We start from the raw sequence: 14,451 nt of genomic DNA on the forward strand, positions 1-14,451 counted from the left end.
TTATCTATATTTAGCACACTTATTTACAGCAGATTTATAATGTTGAGAAAGAATATTGTAAAATTTTAGACTTTTTCTTTTCCACTTTATTTGATTAATGGTTTGTACTGAAGCAACACCTTTTCCAGATCCAATTAAAAGAATTTCATCAAACTCTTTTAAAGAATTAACTAAGATATCTTTTTTATAAATTTTTTTTATTTTTGATTTGAAAAATTTGTAAGTAATTCCCTTATAAAATTTCTCTTTTGGTGAAAAAAATTTATTATCTTTTATAAAAAGTAAATTAGAAGTTCCAGTTTCAAAAATTTTATTATTTGAACACAATCCAATATCAGATCTTGAATTATCAAGTTTTGACAAATGTTTTAAAATTTCTTTATATTTTAAATTTTTAAACTCAGGTTTTTGTCTTTTTAATTTAACTAATTTTAAATCAAAATTTAAATTTGGCTTAATACGTTTTCGAAGTGAAATTGATAAAGTGTTTTTATTAAGTGCTATTCTTAATAAATGATTATATTTGGTTTTTGAATTTAAGTTTTCTCTTAATAAATTCAAAATATTATTTTTTAAAGATGTTTTGTATATTGAATAAACCTTGGATGATTTTATCAGATTATTAATGTGGCCTTTAAAAAAAAGAATTTTTGGTGGATTGCCAAATATCCACATTGTTGTGAATACACCATGGTCTCCCCAAAGATCTTTGAAATCAATTTCTTTAAGATCTTTAAGCTGATAGGATTTTTTTAATAAGTAATTTACCATTTAAAGTTAAAAATGACTCAGGGTGAAATTGAAATCCATAAATTTTATCAACATTATTTTCAAATGACATCGCGGCTCCTGAAATAACACATCTCATCGTTATGTCAAAATTTTCTGCATTAAAAGGTTCTTTTAATTTTAGAGAATGATATCTGCCTACTTTAAATTTATTACCAGCAATAAACAACTTACTAGATTTATTAACTAGTACTTCAGATTGAAATCCATGATAAATTTTATTTTGTTCAATTATACTAGCTCCTTCACTAAATAGTATTTGTTGAAAACCAAGACAAATTCCAATTATTTTTTTTTTACCTTTAAATTGTTTGTAAATTTTTGAAGATAATGGATAATCCTTTGGTGATCCAGGACCTGGTGAAAAAACAATTGTAGATGCTTTATTTAATTTTGATTTATTAACCTTTGAAAAATCATCACATTCTACTTTATCAAATAAAGATAATTGATGCACCACATTGTGTGTAAATGAGTCTTTATGATCTATAACATATATCATTTAAATAAATCTATTAATGCTTTAGCTTTAATAAAGTTCTCGTTAAATTCGTGTTTTGCATTACTGTCAATTACAACACCTGATGCGACTGAAATTTCAGATATATTTTTATAATTTAAAATTGATCTAATAATAATATTGAACTTCATGTCACCATTAAATTTTATATAACCAAAGCTACCTGTATAAATATTTCTATTCTCTTTTTCCTGTTTGTTTAAAAGATTAAGAGTACTTATTTTAGGACAACCAATGACAGAACCACCGGGCATCATAGCTTTTATGATATCTATATTCTCGACTTTTTTTTTAAGTTTGCCAGAAATTAAGCTTACGTAGTGATAAAGATCTTTGTATTCTTCAACAGATTTCTCTTTTTTTAACTTTACACTTCCAGGTATACAAATTCTTGAAAGATCATTTCTTTCCATATCAACAATCATGTTATGCTCTTTTGTTTCTTTAATGTTGTTTTTAAAGAAATTTAATGCTTTTCTTTTATTAATATTTTTAGTTTTTCTTAAAGTCCCAGCTATTGGTTTAGTTGATATAGAGGGCCCTTTTTTATTGATTAAATTTTCAGGAGAGCAGCTAATAATTGAATAATTTTTATCTTTAATCATGAATGCCTCAGGAGCAAGATTAGTTTTAGCGAGTCTACAAAAAAAATCTAAAGGATCTATTTTTGATTTATTCTTATATTTTGTGCATATTTTTATTTGATATGTTTGACCAGATCTTATTTTCTTTTTAAATTTATCAAAAATTTTTGTGTATGAATTCTGATCAATATTTATTTTAAAATTTCTATCAATTTTATGAGTTGATTGAGGTTCGTAGATTAAATCTTCTTTTAAATTAATTATTGTCTCTGGTTTGTAAAAAATTCCTTTTGGAAAATTAATACTCTTTTGTCTAGGTACCTTAACTCCAATTAAATTATTCAGTAATTCATACCCAAAAAAGCCAATATACAAATCTGTACTTTTATATTTTTTCTTATAGCTGTGATTTTGATTTAAAAAGTGTTTGATATTTTGATTATTTAAAATTATTTTCTTAGAAAAATCAGTGAATAAGTCAAAACCTTTAATTGTTTTATAAATTATAAAAGGTTTCTGTGAATTATTAATACTGTTTAAATAATTTTTTTTATTCAATTTTCTAAGCTGTTTGAAGTCTTGGAACTTGTTTTTCTATTATGGGTAGATGTATCAAACCTGCAAAGACTGATAAAGCAATAGATATGTACCAAGCATAATCATATGAACCATATAAATCATGAAATACTCCTCCAAGGTATGCTCCAAAAAAAGAACCAACTTGATGACTCAAAAAAACAATACCATATAATAGTCCTATATATTTTGTGCCAAATATAAAGCCAACTAACCCCATGGTAGGAGGAACCGTTGAAAGCCAAAGAAAACCAAAAGCCATACCAAAAAATATAGCTATGATTGGGCTAGGTGGAAGAAAAATAAATATAGCAATTACCAAGCCTCTTGCAAAATAAATTATACTAAGAATTATTTTTTTGCTAAATTTTTGAGCTAAATATCCCGATGTTAATGTTCCAAATATATTAAACAAACCTATCATTGATAAGATTGTTACTGTACACCATTCGGGTAACCCCCTATCACTTATATAAACGGGTATATGTGTTGCAACTAATGTTATATGCCATCCACAAACAAAGAAACCTAGGGTTAAATAAATAAAACTTTTATTATCAAAAGCTTCTTTTAAGGCTTCTATAGCTGTTTGGTTGTCATTTATTTTCCCTCCAACAACATTTTTTGGCGTAGTTAGAAAGAAAGCTAAAATTAATCCTATAAAAATAAATGCTGCAAAAATTAAAAGAGTATTTTCCCACCCATTTTCTACTAGTGAGTATCTTACAAATATTGGTGATATAAAATATCCAAACGAGCCTGAAGCTGTAACAATTCCCATTGCTAAAGTTCTATTAGATTGGGGAAAATGTTTGGCGACAACTGAAACTGGAATGCTTATTGCTGTTGCTCCAAGTGCAACACCAATTAACACACCTATTGCAGTTACAAAATATAGTCCTGTATTGTACTGTGAATAAAGTAATAAGATACCTGCTAAGTAAAAAACAAAACCAATAGATACAGCTATATGTCCACCATACTTGTCTGTAATGACACCAAACCATGGACCAAAAACTCCCCAAAGAAGCATTTGCAGACCTAGTGCAAATCCAAATTGTGAAAGAGTAATTCCTAAGTCAGTTGAAAAATCAAAATAAAACATCCCAAACGTTTGTCTAATTCCAAGAGACACAATTACAATTGCGCAGGCTGAAATCAGAGTGACTAAGACGGTTTTATTTTTAATAAATTTTTCAGATGACATTTAAAGATCACTTTAAATGTTTTAGTGATTGCTTTATATCAGCGATAAGGTCGCTAGGATCCTCTAAACCAATGTGTAATCTAACAAGATGTTCATTTTTGTCTAATTTAAGGTAACTTCTATTTCCTTGTTCTCTAACATTTTGGTGCAATGCCAAACTTTCAAACCCACCCCAACTATAACCATGACCAAATAATTTTAAATTATTTACAAATTTAACAACAGATTTTTCATTCTTAGCTTTAATTCTTAAACCCATTAAACCTGAAGCTCCTGAATAATATTTCTTCCACATTCTAAAATTATAAGAATCTTTTTTATATGGATATAACAACTTAATATTTTTAAACTTAGATAAAAATTCTGCAACTTTTTTTGCATTTTCTCTATGTCGATCTAATCTAACATCTAAAGTTCTTAATCCTCTTGTTATTAAATAAGCATCGTCGGGTCCCAACCTTAAACCCGTCACTCTTTCTGCTGCTTTTACTTTTGCGAAAACTTTTTTGTTAACTGCTAAACTTCCTCCCATAACATCAGAGTGTCCAGAATAATATTTTGTAGCCGACACAATCGACATGTCAAACCCAAGCTTAATAGGTTTTAAAAAATATGGAGTTCCCCATGTATTATCAATTGCAGTTAAAATTTTATTTTTTTTTGCAATAGAGATAATTTTACCTAAATCTTGAAAATCAAAAGTATTACTACCTGGATTTTCTACAAAAATTAATTTAGTTTTTTTTGTAATAGCTTTTTCTAATGTTTTAAGATCATGTGGATCATAAAAAGTTGTTTTAATATTAAATTCTTTTAAAAAATCTTGTGAAAGTAATCGAGTAGGACTGTAAACTGGATCAGCTACTACAATTTCATCACCAGGTCTTGTGACGCTAAAAATTGCAAGAAAAACAGCTCCAAAACCTGTTGGTGTTAAAAAAGTAAAATAACTTTCCTCTAGTTTGGATAAAATTTGTTGTAAAATATGAGTCGTTGAGGTTCCTTGTCTTCCATAATCAAAGTGTCCTCCTGTGGGGTTTTTTTTTGCTTTATCTTGTGTTTTTCTAATATCTTGCATCGATTTAAAAATAATCGTTGAAGCTCGCACAATTGGTGGATTAACAGACTGATTATGAAAGTCTTTTGCCGTGTGCTTTAAAAAGGTTTTAAAAGAATTGCTCATAATAAAATTTGATATGTTAAGAAGACAATGCTATATCCCGTAAAAAACGTCAATAAATTAATAAATAGGACTGAATGAGTTACCCGAAGAAACATAGAGGTAGAAGAAAACAAGGCTCTAAAAAGAGAAGAGCTAAAAGAAAAAATAAGAAGAAATAATTCTTCTATTCTTTAATCCACCCACCCCCAAGAACTTTATGGCCATATTGGTCTTTGCTGTAGAATACGCATGCTTGTCCTGGTGAAATACCATCTTCAGGAGTAAGTAAATTTACTTGAGCTGTATTATCATCTTTTAATTCAACTTTTGCTTCAAGAAGATTTCCAGTAGATCTCACTTTTACAAAAATATTTTTATCTAGATCTTTTTTGTCAGTTAATAAATTTAGATCTTTAAGAGATATGTTTTTTTTTCCAAGGTTTTCTTTTGGCCCAACTATAATTTCATTATTTTCTGAATTTATTTTTAAAACATATAAAGGCTCTTTATCTGAAACTTTAATTCCTTTTCTTTGACCAATTGTAAAATTAATAATTCCATCATGAACACCAATTACTTTTCCGTCCAAATTCTTAATATTTCCTTTTTGAAAAGAGTCTGGTCTAAATTTTCTAATCACTGATGCATAATCTCCATTGGGTACAAAACAAATGTCTTGGCTATCTGGTTTATCTGCAACATTTAAATCTAACTCTTTTGCAATTTCTCTTGTTTTATCTTTCAACATTCCCCCTAACGGAAATCTTAAATAATCTAATTGTTCACGTGTTGTATTGAATAAAAAATAACTTTGATCTCTATTTTCATCAATTGCTCTGTACATATTGTTGGAGTTATTTGCAGTAATATTTTTTACATAATGACCAGTTACTAATGCATCTGCTTTAAGATCTTTTGAAACTTCAAATAAATCTTTAAATTTTACTGTTTGATTGCATTGAACACATGGTATTGGAGTTTCCCCATTTAAATAACTATCAACAAAGTTATCTATTACACCTTGTTTAAACTTATCTTGATAATATAAAATTTTATGTTCAATTCCTAATTTGTGAGCAACACGTTTTGCATCCATTATATCTTGTCCAGAACAACATTGTTTAGATTTAGCAACTTCTTTTCCATCATCATAAAGTTTTAAAGTTATTCCTATAACTTTATAACCTTCATTTTTCATAATTCCGGCTACAGTTGAAGAGTCTACTCCACCAGACATGGCAACTACTACTGTAGTATCCTCAGGGTTTTTTATTAATTCCAATAGAGTTTAATTCTTTATTCATAAGGTGGTATTTATACTTATTTACAATATAAGTTAAATTAAATGATTTTAGATTATGAACCAGGTGACAAAGTCACTAATCCAAACAATAAAGACTGGGGTATTGGACAAGTTCAATCTATTATCAATGATAAAGTAACAGTTAATTTTGAAAATGCTGGAAAAAAAGTAATCATTGCTAAAAATGTTGAGTTAAAACGAATTAAATAAATTTAAAATGGATATTAAAATAATAGTAGAAAAATTAATTGATCCTTTTTTAAAAGCTGGAGACTTATCAATTATCTTAGAGAAAAAGGATTAAAAAAAGAAATTAAATCTGACAACACGCCTGTAAGTAATGGTGATCTTGAAGTTAATAAATTTATAACAAAAAAAATATCTGAAATCACACCAGATATACCAATTATATCTGAAGAAACATCTGACAACAAAGATAATACTGAATTGAAAAATTTTTGGTTGGTTGATCCTATAGATGGAACTTATGATTATATAAATAACCTTGAAGAATTCACAATTAATGCAGGCTTAATTATTAATAACAAACCTGCCGCAGGGTTAATTTATGCGCCTGCTAAAAAAAGAATGTTTTATTCTTATGGTGAAGGAAATGCTTTTGAATTAAGTAATGGAAATACTATAAAACTTAATGAAAAAGCTAATGATAGCAAGACCAATTAGATTTATTTCTTATTCAAATAAAATTAAACCTGAAATTCAAAAAATATATCAAGATATTGGGGTTGTTGAAAATGTTAGAATGAAAAGTTCACTAAAGTTTTGTGTGGTAGCAGCTGGCGAATATGATGGTTACGTTGCAGAGCCAAGGGCTTATGAATGGGATATAGCAGCAGGTCATGCAATATTAATACATTCGGGTGGAACTGTTACAGATTTTAATGGGGAATGAAATATTATATGGAAAAAAAGATCTTAAAAAATCCAAGCTTAATTTTAAAGAGTAAAAATATATTATAATGGATGAGCAATTAAGAATTATACTTATTATAATAGTTTCTGTTTCAATTTTTGGCTTATTAGTTTTTGTATTCGTTAAAAACTATATAAGACAAAAAATTAATAATTTAGTTGAGGAAGAAAAAGATAAAAAACTAAAGTAGATTAATTATTTTAAGGTATTCATCTTTTTCTATATCCATTACTTTTCTGGAAGTCTCAAAATCGAAACCATTTCTTGCCAATAAAGATATATCTTTTTTATAAAATAATGTTCTATTGTCCTCAGCTCTAGCTGGACCTATTCTTTTTTTTTTGCAAATTTTTATAGCAGAAAAAAAATCTTGATCAGAGTTATCTTCTTTAATTTTATCAACGGTATCTTTTATAAACTCATCATGAATTCCTTTTCCCATTAAATAGTTTCTAATTTTATTTATAGAGTTTCCTCTTTGAATCATGCTTTTTGCTTTGCTTTCAGAATAAAATTGATCATTTATAAATTTGTTTTTTTCTAGATCTGACAAGACAATATCGATCAATTTATTAACGTCTTTTTTTCTTACATCAGAAGAAGAAAGTTTCATATATTTCTTCAGTAAATAAGTTTTTAACTGCTGTTTTGAAGGTGCATATTTTTCAACATAGGCAAATGCAAAATTTCTCATCTCTTCTACGGTTACTTGGAGTGTTTTTTTTCTATTTCTTATAGGAATCATGGTTAGATTTTATATAATATATTTAAATGATCGAACAAATTTATAGTTATTTTACTATTGAGACACTTTATATGTGGATCAATATAGGTGTGCTACCATTTTGGTTTATGCTAATTTTTTTTCCACACTCTCATCTAGCTAGAATTTTTGTAGCCTCAATATTTCCAATATTTGTTTTAAGTGGTGCTTATATTTTTGTTTTATATAAATCTTATTTACTTGGTTACGATTTTGTTAGTAATTTTACGTTATATCTAGGGTTAGATGAACTTTCTAGATTGTTTGAGGATCATTTATATTTAATGCTTTTTTGGACACACTTTATTGCAATTAACCTATTTATTGGTGGGTGGATCGTTAAAGACTCTCAAAAATTTTATATCAATAAAATGTTGGTAGCGATCCCTTTAATCATCACTTATTTAATTGGACCAATTGGTTTATTCTTGTATTGGATTATTAGAATTTTCTATGCAAAAAGAATGAATTTGTATGAGTAGTTACATTGATTTTTTTTTTGATATAATCAGCCCTTATTCATACATAGCCCATAAAAAAATACAAAACATTAAGGAAAATCAAAAAATTACTTTTAATTATAAGCCTATTTTACTAGGTGGTCTTCATAATTTAGCAGGGATAAGCGCTCCTGCATTTAATAAATATAAAATGAAAAATATGCAGAGTGATTGTGAATTAGTTTCAAGGAAAAACAGTATTTCTTTTAAATGGAATTTAAAATTTCCAATTAATTCACTTTTGATAATGCGTGGATATTTATCACTAGATGGTAATCAAAAAGAGAAATACTTAGATATTTTTTTTGATGCTTATTGGAAAGATAATTTAGATTTATCATCAGAAAACGAAGTTTTAAAATTACTAGAAGTCTTAAATATAGATAGTAAAGCCTTTTTGGATAAAATTAATCAACAGTCAATTAAAGATGATTTAAAAAGATTAACTAGTGATGCTTTTGAAAAAGAAGTCTTTGGGGCACCGACTTTTATTGTAAATAATAAAATTTTTTGGGGACAAGATCGTCTTGAATATGCTCTTGAGGAATTAAATTAAATTATACTATTTTGAATTTGCTTTGGCTAATTGAACCAAAGCCACCTTCGATATGTGATATTTTTTCATACCCCATATTTTTTAGAGCTTTAACCGCTAAAGCAGATCTTACTCCACCAGCACAAAATAAAACCATTTCTTTATTTTGATCTAAAACACCTTGTTGAAACAAAGCACTGTTAGGATCTAAATAAATTTCTAATTTTCCTCTTGGTATATGAACTGAATTTTCTACTTTACCAGTACTTTCTAATTCATTACCTTCTCTAATATCAATTAAATTACAGTTATTTTCTTCAACCATTTTTAAAGCTTCATCCGCATTAATTGTTTTTATTTCTTGCATCGCTTCAGAAAATAAAGTTTGAATTGATTTTATAGTCATTATTCTATTTCAAAATATATCAAAAACATTATATTGCTAGTTAATTATGCTAAAAACTAATACTAAAGCTCCAAATTTTAAACTTCCTTCAACTTCAAAAGATGATTATTCATTAAAAGATTCGATCGGTAATTATGTTGTTATTTATTTTTATCCAAAAGATGACACTCCAGGATGCACTATCGAAACAAATGATTTTAACAAATTACTCTCTAAATTTAAAAAATTAGAGTGTGAAGTATATGGAATTTCTAAGGATAATTTAAAAAGTCACGACAAATTTAGAGATAAATATAAGATAAAATTTGATTTATTAGCTGATGAAGAGCTAACAGTTCTTAAGAAATATAAAGTTTGGGGTAAAAAAAAGTTTATGGGTACGAGAGTTTATGGGTGTTCTTAGAACTACTTTTTTAATAGATAAAAAGGGTAAAATTATCAAGATTTGGGATAACGTTAAGGTTAAAGATCACGCTAAAGACGTTTTAGAAACTATTAAAAACCTTTCACAAAAATAAAAAAGGCCCCTTATTTCTAAGGGACCCTTTGACGTTATAGAGAGATAATTTTTTTAGTCTCTGATTGCGTAAGCTTTAACACCAACTTCAGCAACATCAGTTCCAAGTTTTTCTGCTTGAGCACTAATTCTTAAGCCAATAGTTTCTTTGAGTGCTCTAAAAACTATGTAAGAAAGTACAAAACTAAATACACAAACTGCTAGTACACCTGTAAACTGTGTTCCAAATGTTGTGTCTGGATTTGAAATCGGAACTACCATTGTTCCAAAAATACCTGCAAACATATGAACTGGGATTGCACCGACTACATCATCTATGTGTTTCGACTCTAGAAACTTAGTTCCAAAGTACATTATGATTGCTCCAATAGAACCAATTACCATTGCAAGGATTGGACTTGGGTTTAAAGGTTCAGCAGTTATTGCAACAAGACCAGCTAAAGCACCATTTAACATCATGATGATATCTGTTTTACCACCAATTAATCTAGTAACTAACGCTGCAGTTACTGTTCCAGCTGCACCTGCTAAATGAGTGTTAACTGCAATTTTACTAATTGCTGTAACATCATCAAAAGTTCCAACTGCTAATTGACTGAAACCATTAAAACCAAACCAACCAAACCATAATAAAAAAGTTCCAAGTGTAACTAAAGGAATACTAGAAGCTGCAAAAGGAACTAAAGATTTAGTTTCACCTTTTTTTCCAAATCTACCAGCTCTTGCACCTAAAACTATAACACCTGCTAATGCTGCAGCACCACCACAAGCATGAACTAAAGTAGATCCTGCAAAATCAGAAAAACCAGCAGTAGCTAACCAGCCACCACCCCACTGCCAACCCATAGAGATTGGATAAATAAATGCAGCCATAATTGCTGAGAAAATAAAGAATGGCCAAATTTTAATTCTTTCTGCAACCGCTCCTGATACTATAGATACCGTCGCACAAACAAACATTGCTTGATAAAACCAATCTGAATAATCTGAATAACCAGTTCCAATTTCTGAAGCATCACTCCAAATTTTGAATGTTCCTATGTATCCACCCTCAGGTATTCCATATGCAAGATTATAACCGCATAGAAAAAATACAATTGATGCTATAGCAAATTTACCAATATTTTTTGCAGCAATTGTTGATACACTTTTAGTCGTTACCAAACCGCACTCAAGCATACAAAATCCTGCAGCCATAAATGCAACTAATACACCACCTAAATAAAAACCAAGTGTGTTAAATATATATTGTCCTTCAGCTGATATAGTAGTTTCTGCTGAGGCTAAACCTGTAATGCTGAAAAAGATTACAGAACTAATTGTTAAATTTTTAAATAAATTAATCATTATCTCTCCTTGTTATGATGGTTCTTTTATTAAAGTTTTTTATTTTAAGAATTGCTGATTAATCAAAAGAGTTATGACGATAGAACATGTGTATAAAAAAAAGGCCCCAAAAAGGGGCCTTTTCTAACTATAAGAGAGAGAGATAGTTATTCTGTTTTAGAGGCTCTCCAATGAGATAACGATATGGAGATCGAAGAGCCTCTTTATTGCATGCAATTAGTCTCGTATCGCGTAAGCAATTACACCTGTTTCAGTAACGTCAGTACCTTTAGTTTCAGCTTCTTTACTTAATCTGATACCAAATAAGCCCTTCATTACTGACCACACGATGTAAGACACCACAAATACAAAAATGTTAATTGAAAGCACACCAATTAGCTGAGCACTAAAATTTGCATCAGCATTAGTTAGTGGAACTGCAAGTGTACCCCAAATTCCAGCAAATAAGTGAGCTGGGATTGCACCTACAACATCGTCTAATTTGAAATTAAATAATAATTTAGTTCCAAACACTACGATCAATCCACCAACTGCTCCAATTAAAATTGCTGCAAGTGGTGATGGTGCTAAAGGTTCTGCAGTGATAGCAACTAAGCCACCAATTGCTCCGTTTAACATTTGAATTACATCTGTTTTACCATACATTAATCTTGTAATGATACCTGCAGCCATTACACCGCCACAAGCTGCAAGATTTGTATTGATAAAGATAGTAGATATCGCAACTGCATCATCAAAAGTTCCTAATGCTAATTGAGATCCACCATTAAATCCAAACCAACCTAACCATAGGATAAACACACCTATTGTTACTAATGGAATTGAAGATGCAGCAAAAGGTTGTAACGCTTTTGGTTGACCTTTGCTGTCAAATCTTCCAGATCTAGCACCTAACAAAATGATACCTGCTAATGCAGCAGCTCCACCTGTTGAGTGTACTAAAGTTGAACCCGCAAAGTCAGAGAAACCGATTTCAGCTAACCAGCCTCCACCCCACTGCCAACCCATTACGATTGGATAAATTACTCCAGCTAAAATAGCTGCAAATAAGAAGAATGGCCATAACTTGATTCTTTCCGCCATAGCACCTGAGCAAATTGAAACTGTTGTTGCACAGAATACCATTTGGAAGAACCAATCAGAACCATCCGCATAACCAGTGTCAATTGCACTTGCATCTGACCATGGTGTGAATGATCCAATATATCCACCTTCTGGAATACCATAAGCTAAGTTGTAACCAACTAGCCAAAACATAATTCCAGCAATTGCATAAAGCCCGATGTTCTTTGCACAAATTACTGAAACACTTTTTGAAGTTACCATACCAGATTCTAGCATTGCAAAACCTGCTGCCATGAACATGACAAGGAAACCACAAATTAAAAATAATAGAGTATTAAAAATAAACCCCACTTCAGCAGACACTGTTGTCTCTGCCATACCTGCGCTACTCATGTTTAGTAAAAATACTAAACTAAGTAATGGTGCAGTTATCTTCTTTATTAATTTAGTCATAAGACCTCCTGTTAAGGTTATGACTTATAAATTTTTAATTTCTAAAAACTAACGTTGATCAGGTAAAATAGATATGCAGTTTTTGCATATAGTAACAGCCCTAAACGTGTTTTGAAAACGTTAGGGCTGTTAAAAAAAATAATTATTTATTGAATACTTCTTTTAAAGCTTTCGCTGGTAAGAATTTTACCTTTTGAGAAGCAGCGATTTGGATCTGCTCACCTGTTCTGGGTTTCTTCCAACTCTAGCTTTTCTCTTAGCTACTTTATAAGTACCAAATCCAGCTATTTTTACTGAATCGTCACCTTTTAGTGCATCTAAAATAGTGTTGGTAATTGTATCAAATGTTCTTTCAGCATCGGCTTTGCTCAAATTTAAAGAGCCTGAAAGCGATGCAATTAGTTGTTTTTTGTTCATTTTAGCTCCGGTTTTGTTGGTTAATATTCATACTTGTCATAAACGTTGTAAATCAAGCTTTTTTTTAGTGTCTCAAATTTTTTTAGATACAATATCTTGTATTAATTAAATAAGTGTTGATTTTACTTACTTTTTAACTTTATATAAAATGAAATTAATTAAATAAACCTAGGTCTTTTAGGTCATTAAAAGTTGTAAAAAACATCAATGATATCAACAAAAACATTCCGATTCGAAAAAAACCTTCCTGCATTTTCTGTGATAAAGGACGACCTAGAACCTTCTCAAATGCATAAAACATTAAGTGTCCTCCATCTAACATTGGTATCGGAAATAAGTTAATTAAACCAAGGCTTATTGAAATATAAGCCATTATCGAGATAAATGGTAAGATACCAATTTCAGCAACTTGCCCTGTAATTTTTGCAATTCGAATAGGGCCTCCTAATTGAGAAGTATCCCCACTCCCTTTAATCATGCTTCCTATATATTTTAGAGAAGAAGCACTTACAAAATACACTTCCTTAAATGAATGAATTATTGCTTGAGCAGGTCCAAGTTTTACATGATTAATTTCATTGTTAACTGCTCCAAGTTGAATGCCAACCATTCTCTTATTAATCATATTGCCTAAATTATCTTCACTAAAGACAATATTAGGTTTAACTTTTATCAAATATTCTTGATCTAATCGTTCTACTTTAAAATCAATAATATCCCCTGTTGATGTTGTAATAAACTTTGCAACATCCATGATGCTTTCAACTTTATTGCCATCAATTTCTAAAATAACATCATTATTTTTAAGTCCACCAACCATAGCAGGACTATCTTTTTGAACTTCAGTGATCATTGCTGGAGTAAAGTCTTTACCAACAAAGGTATAAATACAAAAGAATATTGCTATCGCTAATATAAAATTAGCTAAAGGCCCACCAAATACTATTAAAGCTCTTTGATATAAAGGCTTTATAACAAACAACTTTTCTTGATCCTCTTTATTATATTGTTTTAATATTTTTTCATGATCTGCTTGTGAAAACACATTACGGTCCCCAAAAAATTTGACATATCCTCCAAGTGGGATCCAGCAGATCTTCCACCTGGTACCTGATTTATCATTCCAACCAAATATTTCTTTACCAAAACCAATTGAGAAATCAGTAACGCCTACCCCATATTTTCTTGCAAAATAATAATGACCATACTCGTGGATAAATACCACAACTAAAATCAATATTATAAATGGAATAATATAAGTAAGCATAATCTATATTTTAAATGAATATTCAAATCATTCTCAACCCCTCATTACCAGTAGTAAGTCTTAGGCTTTTGAACATCTTTTAAAAAAGTCTTAGAATGACCTAATC

General features: G+C 29.5%; 18 protein-coding genes and 2 pseudogenes. 8 read left to right on the forward strand and 12 right to left on the reverse strand.

What is annotated here, in order from left to right; all coding sequences use genetic code 11:
- The 6 genes and pseudogenes from Q0X98_RS06530 to mnmA form a co-directional block, all read right to left on the reverse strand.
- Positions 1-771 (reverse strand): aminotransferase class IV, encoded by a 771-nt coding sequence (locus Q0X98_RS06530; RefSeq protein ID WP_297682244.1) that lies wholly within the window; start codon positions 769-771, stop codon positions 1-3.
- Positions 734-1,291 carry an aminodeoxychorismate/anthranilate synthase component II gene (locus Q0X98_RS06535; protein ID WP_297682246.1) on the reverse strand — a complete coding sequence of 186 codons (558 nt, stop codon included), beginning with the start codon at positions 1,289-1,291 and terminating at the stop codon, positions 734-736. Before Q0X98_RS06535 ends, Q0X98_RS06530 begins: the two co-directional genes overlap by 38 nt.
- The gene (locus Q0X98_RS06540; RefSeq protein WP_297682248.1) at positions 1,288-2,451 is read right to left on the reverse strand and encodes a chorismate-binding protein; all 1,164 of its coding nucleotides are present in this window, start codon (positions 2,449-2,451) and stop codon (positions 1,288-1,290) included. Before Q0X98_RS06540 ends, Q0X98_RS06535 begins: the two co-directional genes overlap by 4 nt.
- Before the next feature lie 4 nt (positions 2,452-2,455).
- The gene (locus Q0X98_RS06545) at positions 2,456-3,676 is read right to left on the reverse strand and encodes an MFS transporter (protein WP_297682250.1); all 1,221 of its coding nucleotides are present in this window, start codon (positions 3,674-3,676) and stop codon (positions 2,456-2,458) included.
- 7 nt (positions 3,677-3,683) lie between these two features.
- Complete coding sequence (locus Q0X98_RS06550) at positions 3,684-4,859, reverse strand: PLP-dependent aspartate aminotransferase family protein (RefSeq protein ID WP_297682252.1); 1,176 nt, start codon at positions 4,857-4,859, stop codon at positions 3,684-3,686.
- A 163-nt stretch (positions 4,860-5,022) separates the two neighbouring features.
- A pseudogene (gene mnmA, locus Q0X98_RS06555) lies at positions 5,023-6,142 on the reverse strand (tRNA 2-thiouridine(34) synthase MnmA).
- 41 nt (positions 6,143-6,183) lie between these two features.
- Here mnmA and Q0X98_RS06560 point away from each other — a divergent pair.
- From Q0X98_RS06560 to Q0X98_RS06575, 4 genes are all read left to right on the forward strand, one after another.
- A complete protein-coding gene (locus tag Q0X98_RS06560) occupies positions 6,184-6,351 on the forward strand; it encodes a DUF3553 domain-containing protein (RefSeq protein ID WP_297682254.1) in 168 nt (55 codons plus the stop codon).
- 102 nt (positions 6,352-6,453) lie between these two features.
- A complete protein-coding gene (locus Q0X98_RS06565) occupies positions 6,454-6,825 on the forward strand; it encodes an inositol monophosphatase family protein (RefSeq protein ID WP_297682285.1) in 372 nt (123 codons plus the stop codon).
- Positions 6,794-7,054 (forward strand): inositol monophosphatase family protein, encoded by a 261-nt coding sequence (locus Q0X98_RS06570; RefSeq protein WP_297682256.1) that lies wholly within the window; start codon positions 6,794-6,796, stop codon positions 7,052-7,054. The genes Q0X98_RS06565 and Q0X98_RS06570 overlap by 32 nt, the downstream gene beginning before the upstream one ends.
- Before the next feature lie 67 nt (positions 7,055-7,121).
- The gene (locus Q0X98_RS06575; RefSeq protein ID WP_297682258.1) at positions 7,122-7,265 is read left to right on the forward strand and encodes a hypothetical protein; all 144 of its coding nucleotides are present in this window, start codon (positions 7,122-7,124) and stop codon (positions 7,263-7,265) included.
- Here the strand turns inward: Q0X98_RS06575 and Q0X98_RS06580 are convergent.
- On the reverse strand, positions 7,257-7,820 hold the full coding sequence (locus tag Q0X98_RS06580) for a RecX family transcriptional regulator (RefSeq protein WP_297682260.1): 564 nt from the start codon (positions 7,818-7,820) through the stop codon (positions 7,257-7,259). The genes Q0X98_RS06575 and Q0X98_RS06580 overlap by 9 nt on opposite strands.
- Before the next feature lie 26 nt (positions 7,821-7,846).
- On the opposite strand from Q0X98_RS06580, the gene Q0X98_RS06585 reads away from it, so the two are divergent.
- Positions 7,847-8,320 carry an ABA4-like family protein gene (locus Q0X98_RS06585; RefSeq protein ID WP_297682262.1) on the forward strand — a complete coding sequence of 158 codons (474 nt, stop codon included), beginning with the start codon at positions 7,847-7,849 and terminating at the stop codon, positions 8,318-8,320.
- Positions 8,313-8,894, forward strand: a complete 582-nt coding sequence (locus tag Q0X98_RS06590) for a 2-hydroxychromene-2-carboxylate isomerase (protein ID WP_297682264.1) — start codon at positions 8,313-8,315, stop codon at positions 8,892-8,894. The genes Q0X98_RS06585 and Q0X98_RS06590 overlap by 8 nt, the downstream gene beginning before the upstream one ends.
- Before the next feature lies 1 nt (position 8,895).
- On the opposite strand, the gene Q0X98_RS06595 is transcribed toward Q0X98_RS06590, so the two are convergent.
- Entirely contained in the window at positions 8,896-9,279 is a 384-nt protein-coding gene (locus tag Q0X98_RS06595) for a rhodanese-like domain-containing protein (RefSeq protein WP_297682266.1), read from the reverse strand.
- A gap of 46 nt (positions 9,280-9,325) precedes the next feature.
- Here Q0X98_RS06595 and Q0X98_RS06600 point away from each other — a divergent pair, with 46 nt between their 5' ends.
- Positions 9,326-9,682 carry a peroxiredoxin gene (locus Q0X98_RS06600; protein WP_297682268.1) on the forward strand — a complete coding sequence of 119 codons (357 nt, stop codon included), beginning with the start codon at positions 9,326-9,328 and terminating at the stop codon, positions 9,680-9,682.
- Complete coding sequence (locus Q0X98_RS06605; RefSeq protein WP_297682270.1) at positions 9,669-9,797, forward strand: hypothetical protein; 129 nt, start codon at positions 9,669-9,671, stop codon at positions 9,795-9,797. The genes Q0X98_RS06600 and Q0X98_RS06605 overlap by 14 nt, the downstream gene beginning before the upstream one ends.
- Before the next feature lie 53 nt (positions 9,798-9,850).
- Here the strand turns inward: Q0X98_RS06605 and Q0X98_RS06610 are convergent, their stop codons facing one another.
- The 4 genes and pseudogenes from Q0X98_RS06610 to rseP all read right to left on the reverse strand — a co-directional run bounded on the left by Q0X98_RS06610 (position 9,851) and on the right by rseP (position 14,345).
- Positions 9,851-11,143 (reverse strand): ammonium transporter, encoded by a 1,293-nt coding sequence (locus Q0X98_RS06610; protein WP_297682273.1) that lies wholly within the window; start codon positions 11,141-11,143, stop codon positions 9,851-9,853.
- A gap of 216 nt (positions 11,144-11,359) precedes the next feature.
- Positions 11,360-12,661, reverse strand: a complete 1,302-nt coding sequence (locus Q0X98_RS06615; RefSeq protein ID WP_297682275.1) for an ammonium transporter — start codon at positions 12,659-12,661, stop codon at positions 11,360-11,362.
- 142 nt (positions 12,662-12,803) lie between these two features.
- Positions 12,804-13,078 (reverse strand): annotated as a pseudogene (locus tag Q0X98_RS06625) (HU family DNA-binding protein).
- Between the two features lie 154 nt (positions 13,079-13,232).
- Positions 13,233-14,345 carry an RIP metalloprotease RseP gene (gene rseP / locus Q0X98_RS06630; RefSeq protein WP_297682279.1) on the reverse strand — a complete coding sequence of 371 codons (1,113 nt, stop codon included), beginning with the start codon at positions 14,343-14,345 and terminating at the stop codon, positions 13,233-13,235.
- Between the last annotated feature and the right edge of the window lie 106 nt (positions 14,346-14,451).

The sequence above is a fragment of the uncultured Candidatus Pelagibacter sp. genome, assembly GCF_943788075.1.
In the GTDB taxonomy this organism is placed as follows: Bacteria; Pseudomonadota; Alphaproteobacteria; order Pelagibacterales; family Pelagibacteraceae; genus Pelagibacter.

What these genes read in the sequence shown, in the direction of transcription:
- Q0X98_RS06535 (WP_297682246.1), bottom strand. Translation starts at nt 1,291, where the DNA reads ATGATATATGTTATAGATCATAAAGACTCATTTACACACAATGTGGTG.
- Q0X98_RS06570 (WP_297682256.1), top strand. Translation starts at nt 6,794, where the DNA reads ATGAAAAAGCTAATGATAGCAAGACCAATTAGATTTATTTCTTATTCA.
- Q0X98_RS06575 (WP_297682258.1), top strand. Translation starts at nt 7,122, where the DNA reads ATGGATGAGCAATTAAGAATTATACTTATTATAATAGTTTCTGTTTCA.
- Q0X98_RS06545 (WP_297682250.1), bottom strand. Translation starts at nt 3,676, where the DNA reads ATGTCATCTGAAAAATTTATTAAAAATAAAACCGTCTTAGTCACTCTG.
- Q0X98_RS06600 (WP_297682268.1), top strand. Translation starts at nt 9,326, where the DNA reads ATGCTAAAAACTAATACTAAAGCTCCAAATTTTAAACTTCCTTCAACT.
- Q0X98_RS06530 (WP_297682244.1), bottom strand. Translation starts at nt 771, where the DNA reads ATGGTAAATTACTTATTAAAAAAATCCTATCAGCTTAAAGATCTTAAA.
- Q0X98_RS06560 (WP_297682254.1), top strand. Translation starts at nt 6,184, where the DNA reads ATGATTTTAGATTATGAACCAGGTGACAAAGTCACTAATCCAAACAAT.
- Q0X98_RS06550 (WP_297682252.1), bottom strand. Translation starts at nt 4,859, where the DNA reads ATGAGCAATTCTTTTAAAACCTTTTTAAAGCACACGGCAAAAGACTTT.
- Q0X98_RS06610 (WP_297682273.1), bottom strand. Translation starts at nt 11,143, where the DNA reads ATGATTAATTTATTTAAAAATTTAACAATTAGTTCTGTAATCTTTTTC.
- Q0X98_RS06580 (WP_297682260.1), bottom strand. Translation starts at nt 7,820, where the DNA reads ATGATTCCTATAAGAAATAGAAAAAAAACACTCCAAGTAACCGTAGAA.
- Q0X98_RS06590 (WP_297682264.1), top strand. Translation starts at nt 8,313, where the DNA reads ATGAGTAGTTACATTGATTTTTTTTTTGATATAATCAGCCCTTATTCA.
- Q0X98_RS06615 (WP_297682275.1), bottom strand. Translation starts at nt 12,661, where the DNA reads ATGACTAAATTAATAAAGAAGATAACTGCACCATTACTTAGTTTAGTA.
- Q0X98_RS06585 (WP_297682262.1), top strand. Translation starts at nt 7,847, where the DNA reads ATGATCGAACAAATTTATAGTTATTTTACTATTGAGACACTTTATATG.
- Q0X98_RS06605 (WP_297682270.1), top strand. Translation starts at nt 9,669, where the DNA reads ATGGGTGTTCTTAGAACTACTTTTTTAATAGATAAAAAGGGTAAAATT.
- Q0X98_RS06595 (WP_297682266.1), bottom strand. Translation starts at nt 9,279, where the DNA reads ATGACTATAAAATCAATTCAAACTTTATTTTCTGAAGCGATGCAAGAA.
- rseP (WP_297682279.1), bottom strand. Translation starts at nt 14,345, where the DNA reads ATGCTTACTTATATTATTCCATTTATAATATTGATTTTAGTTGTGGTA.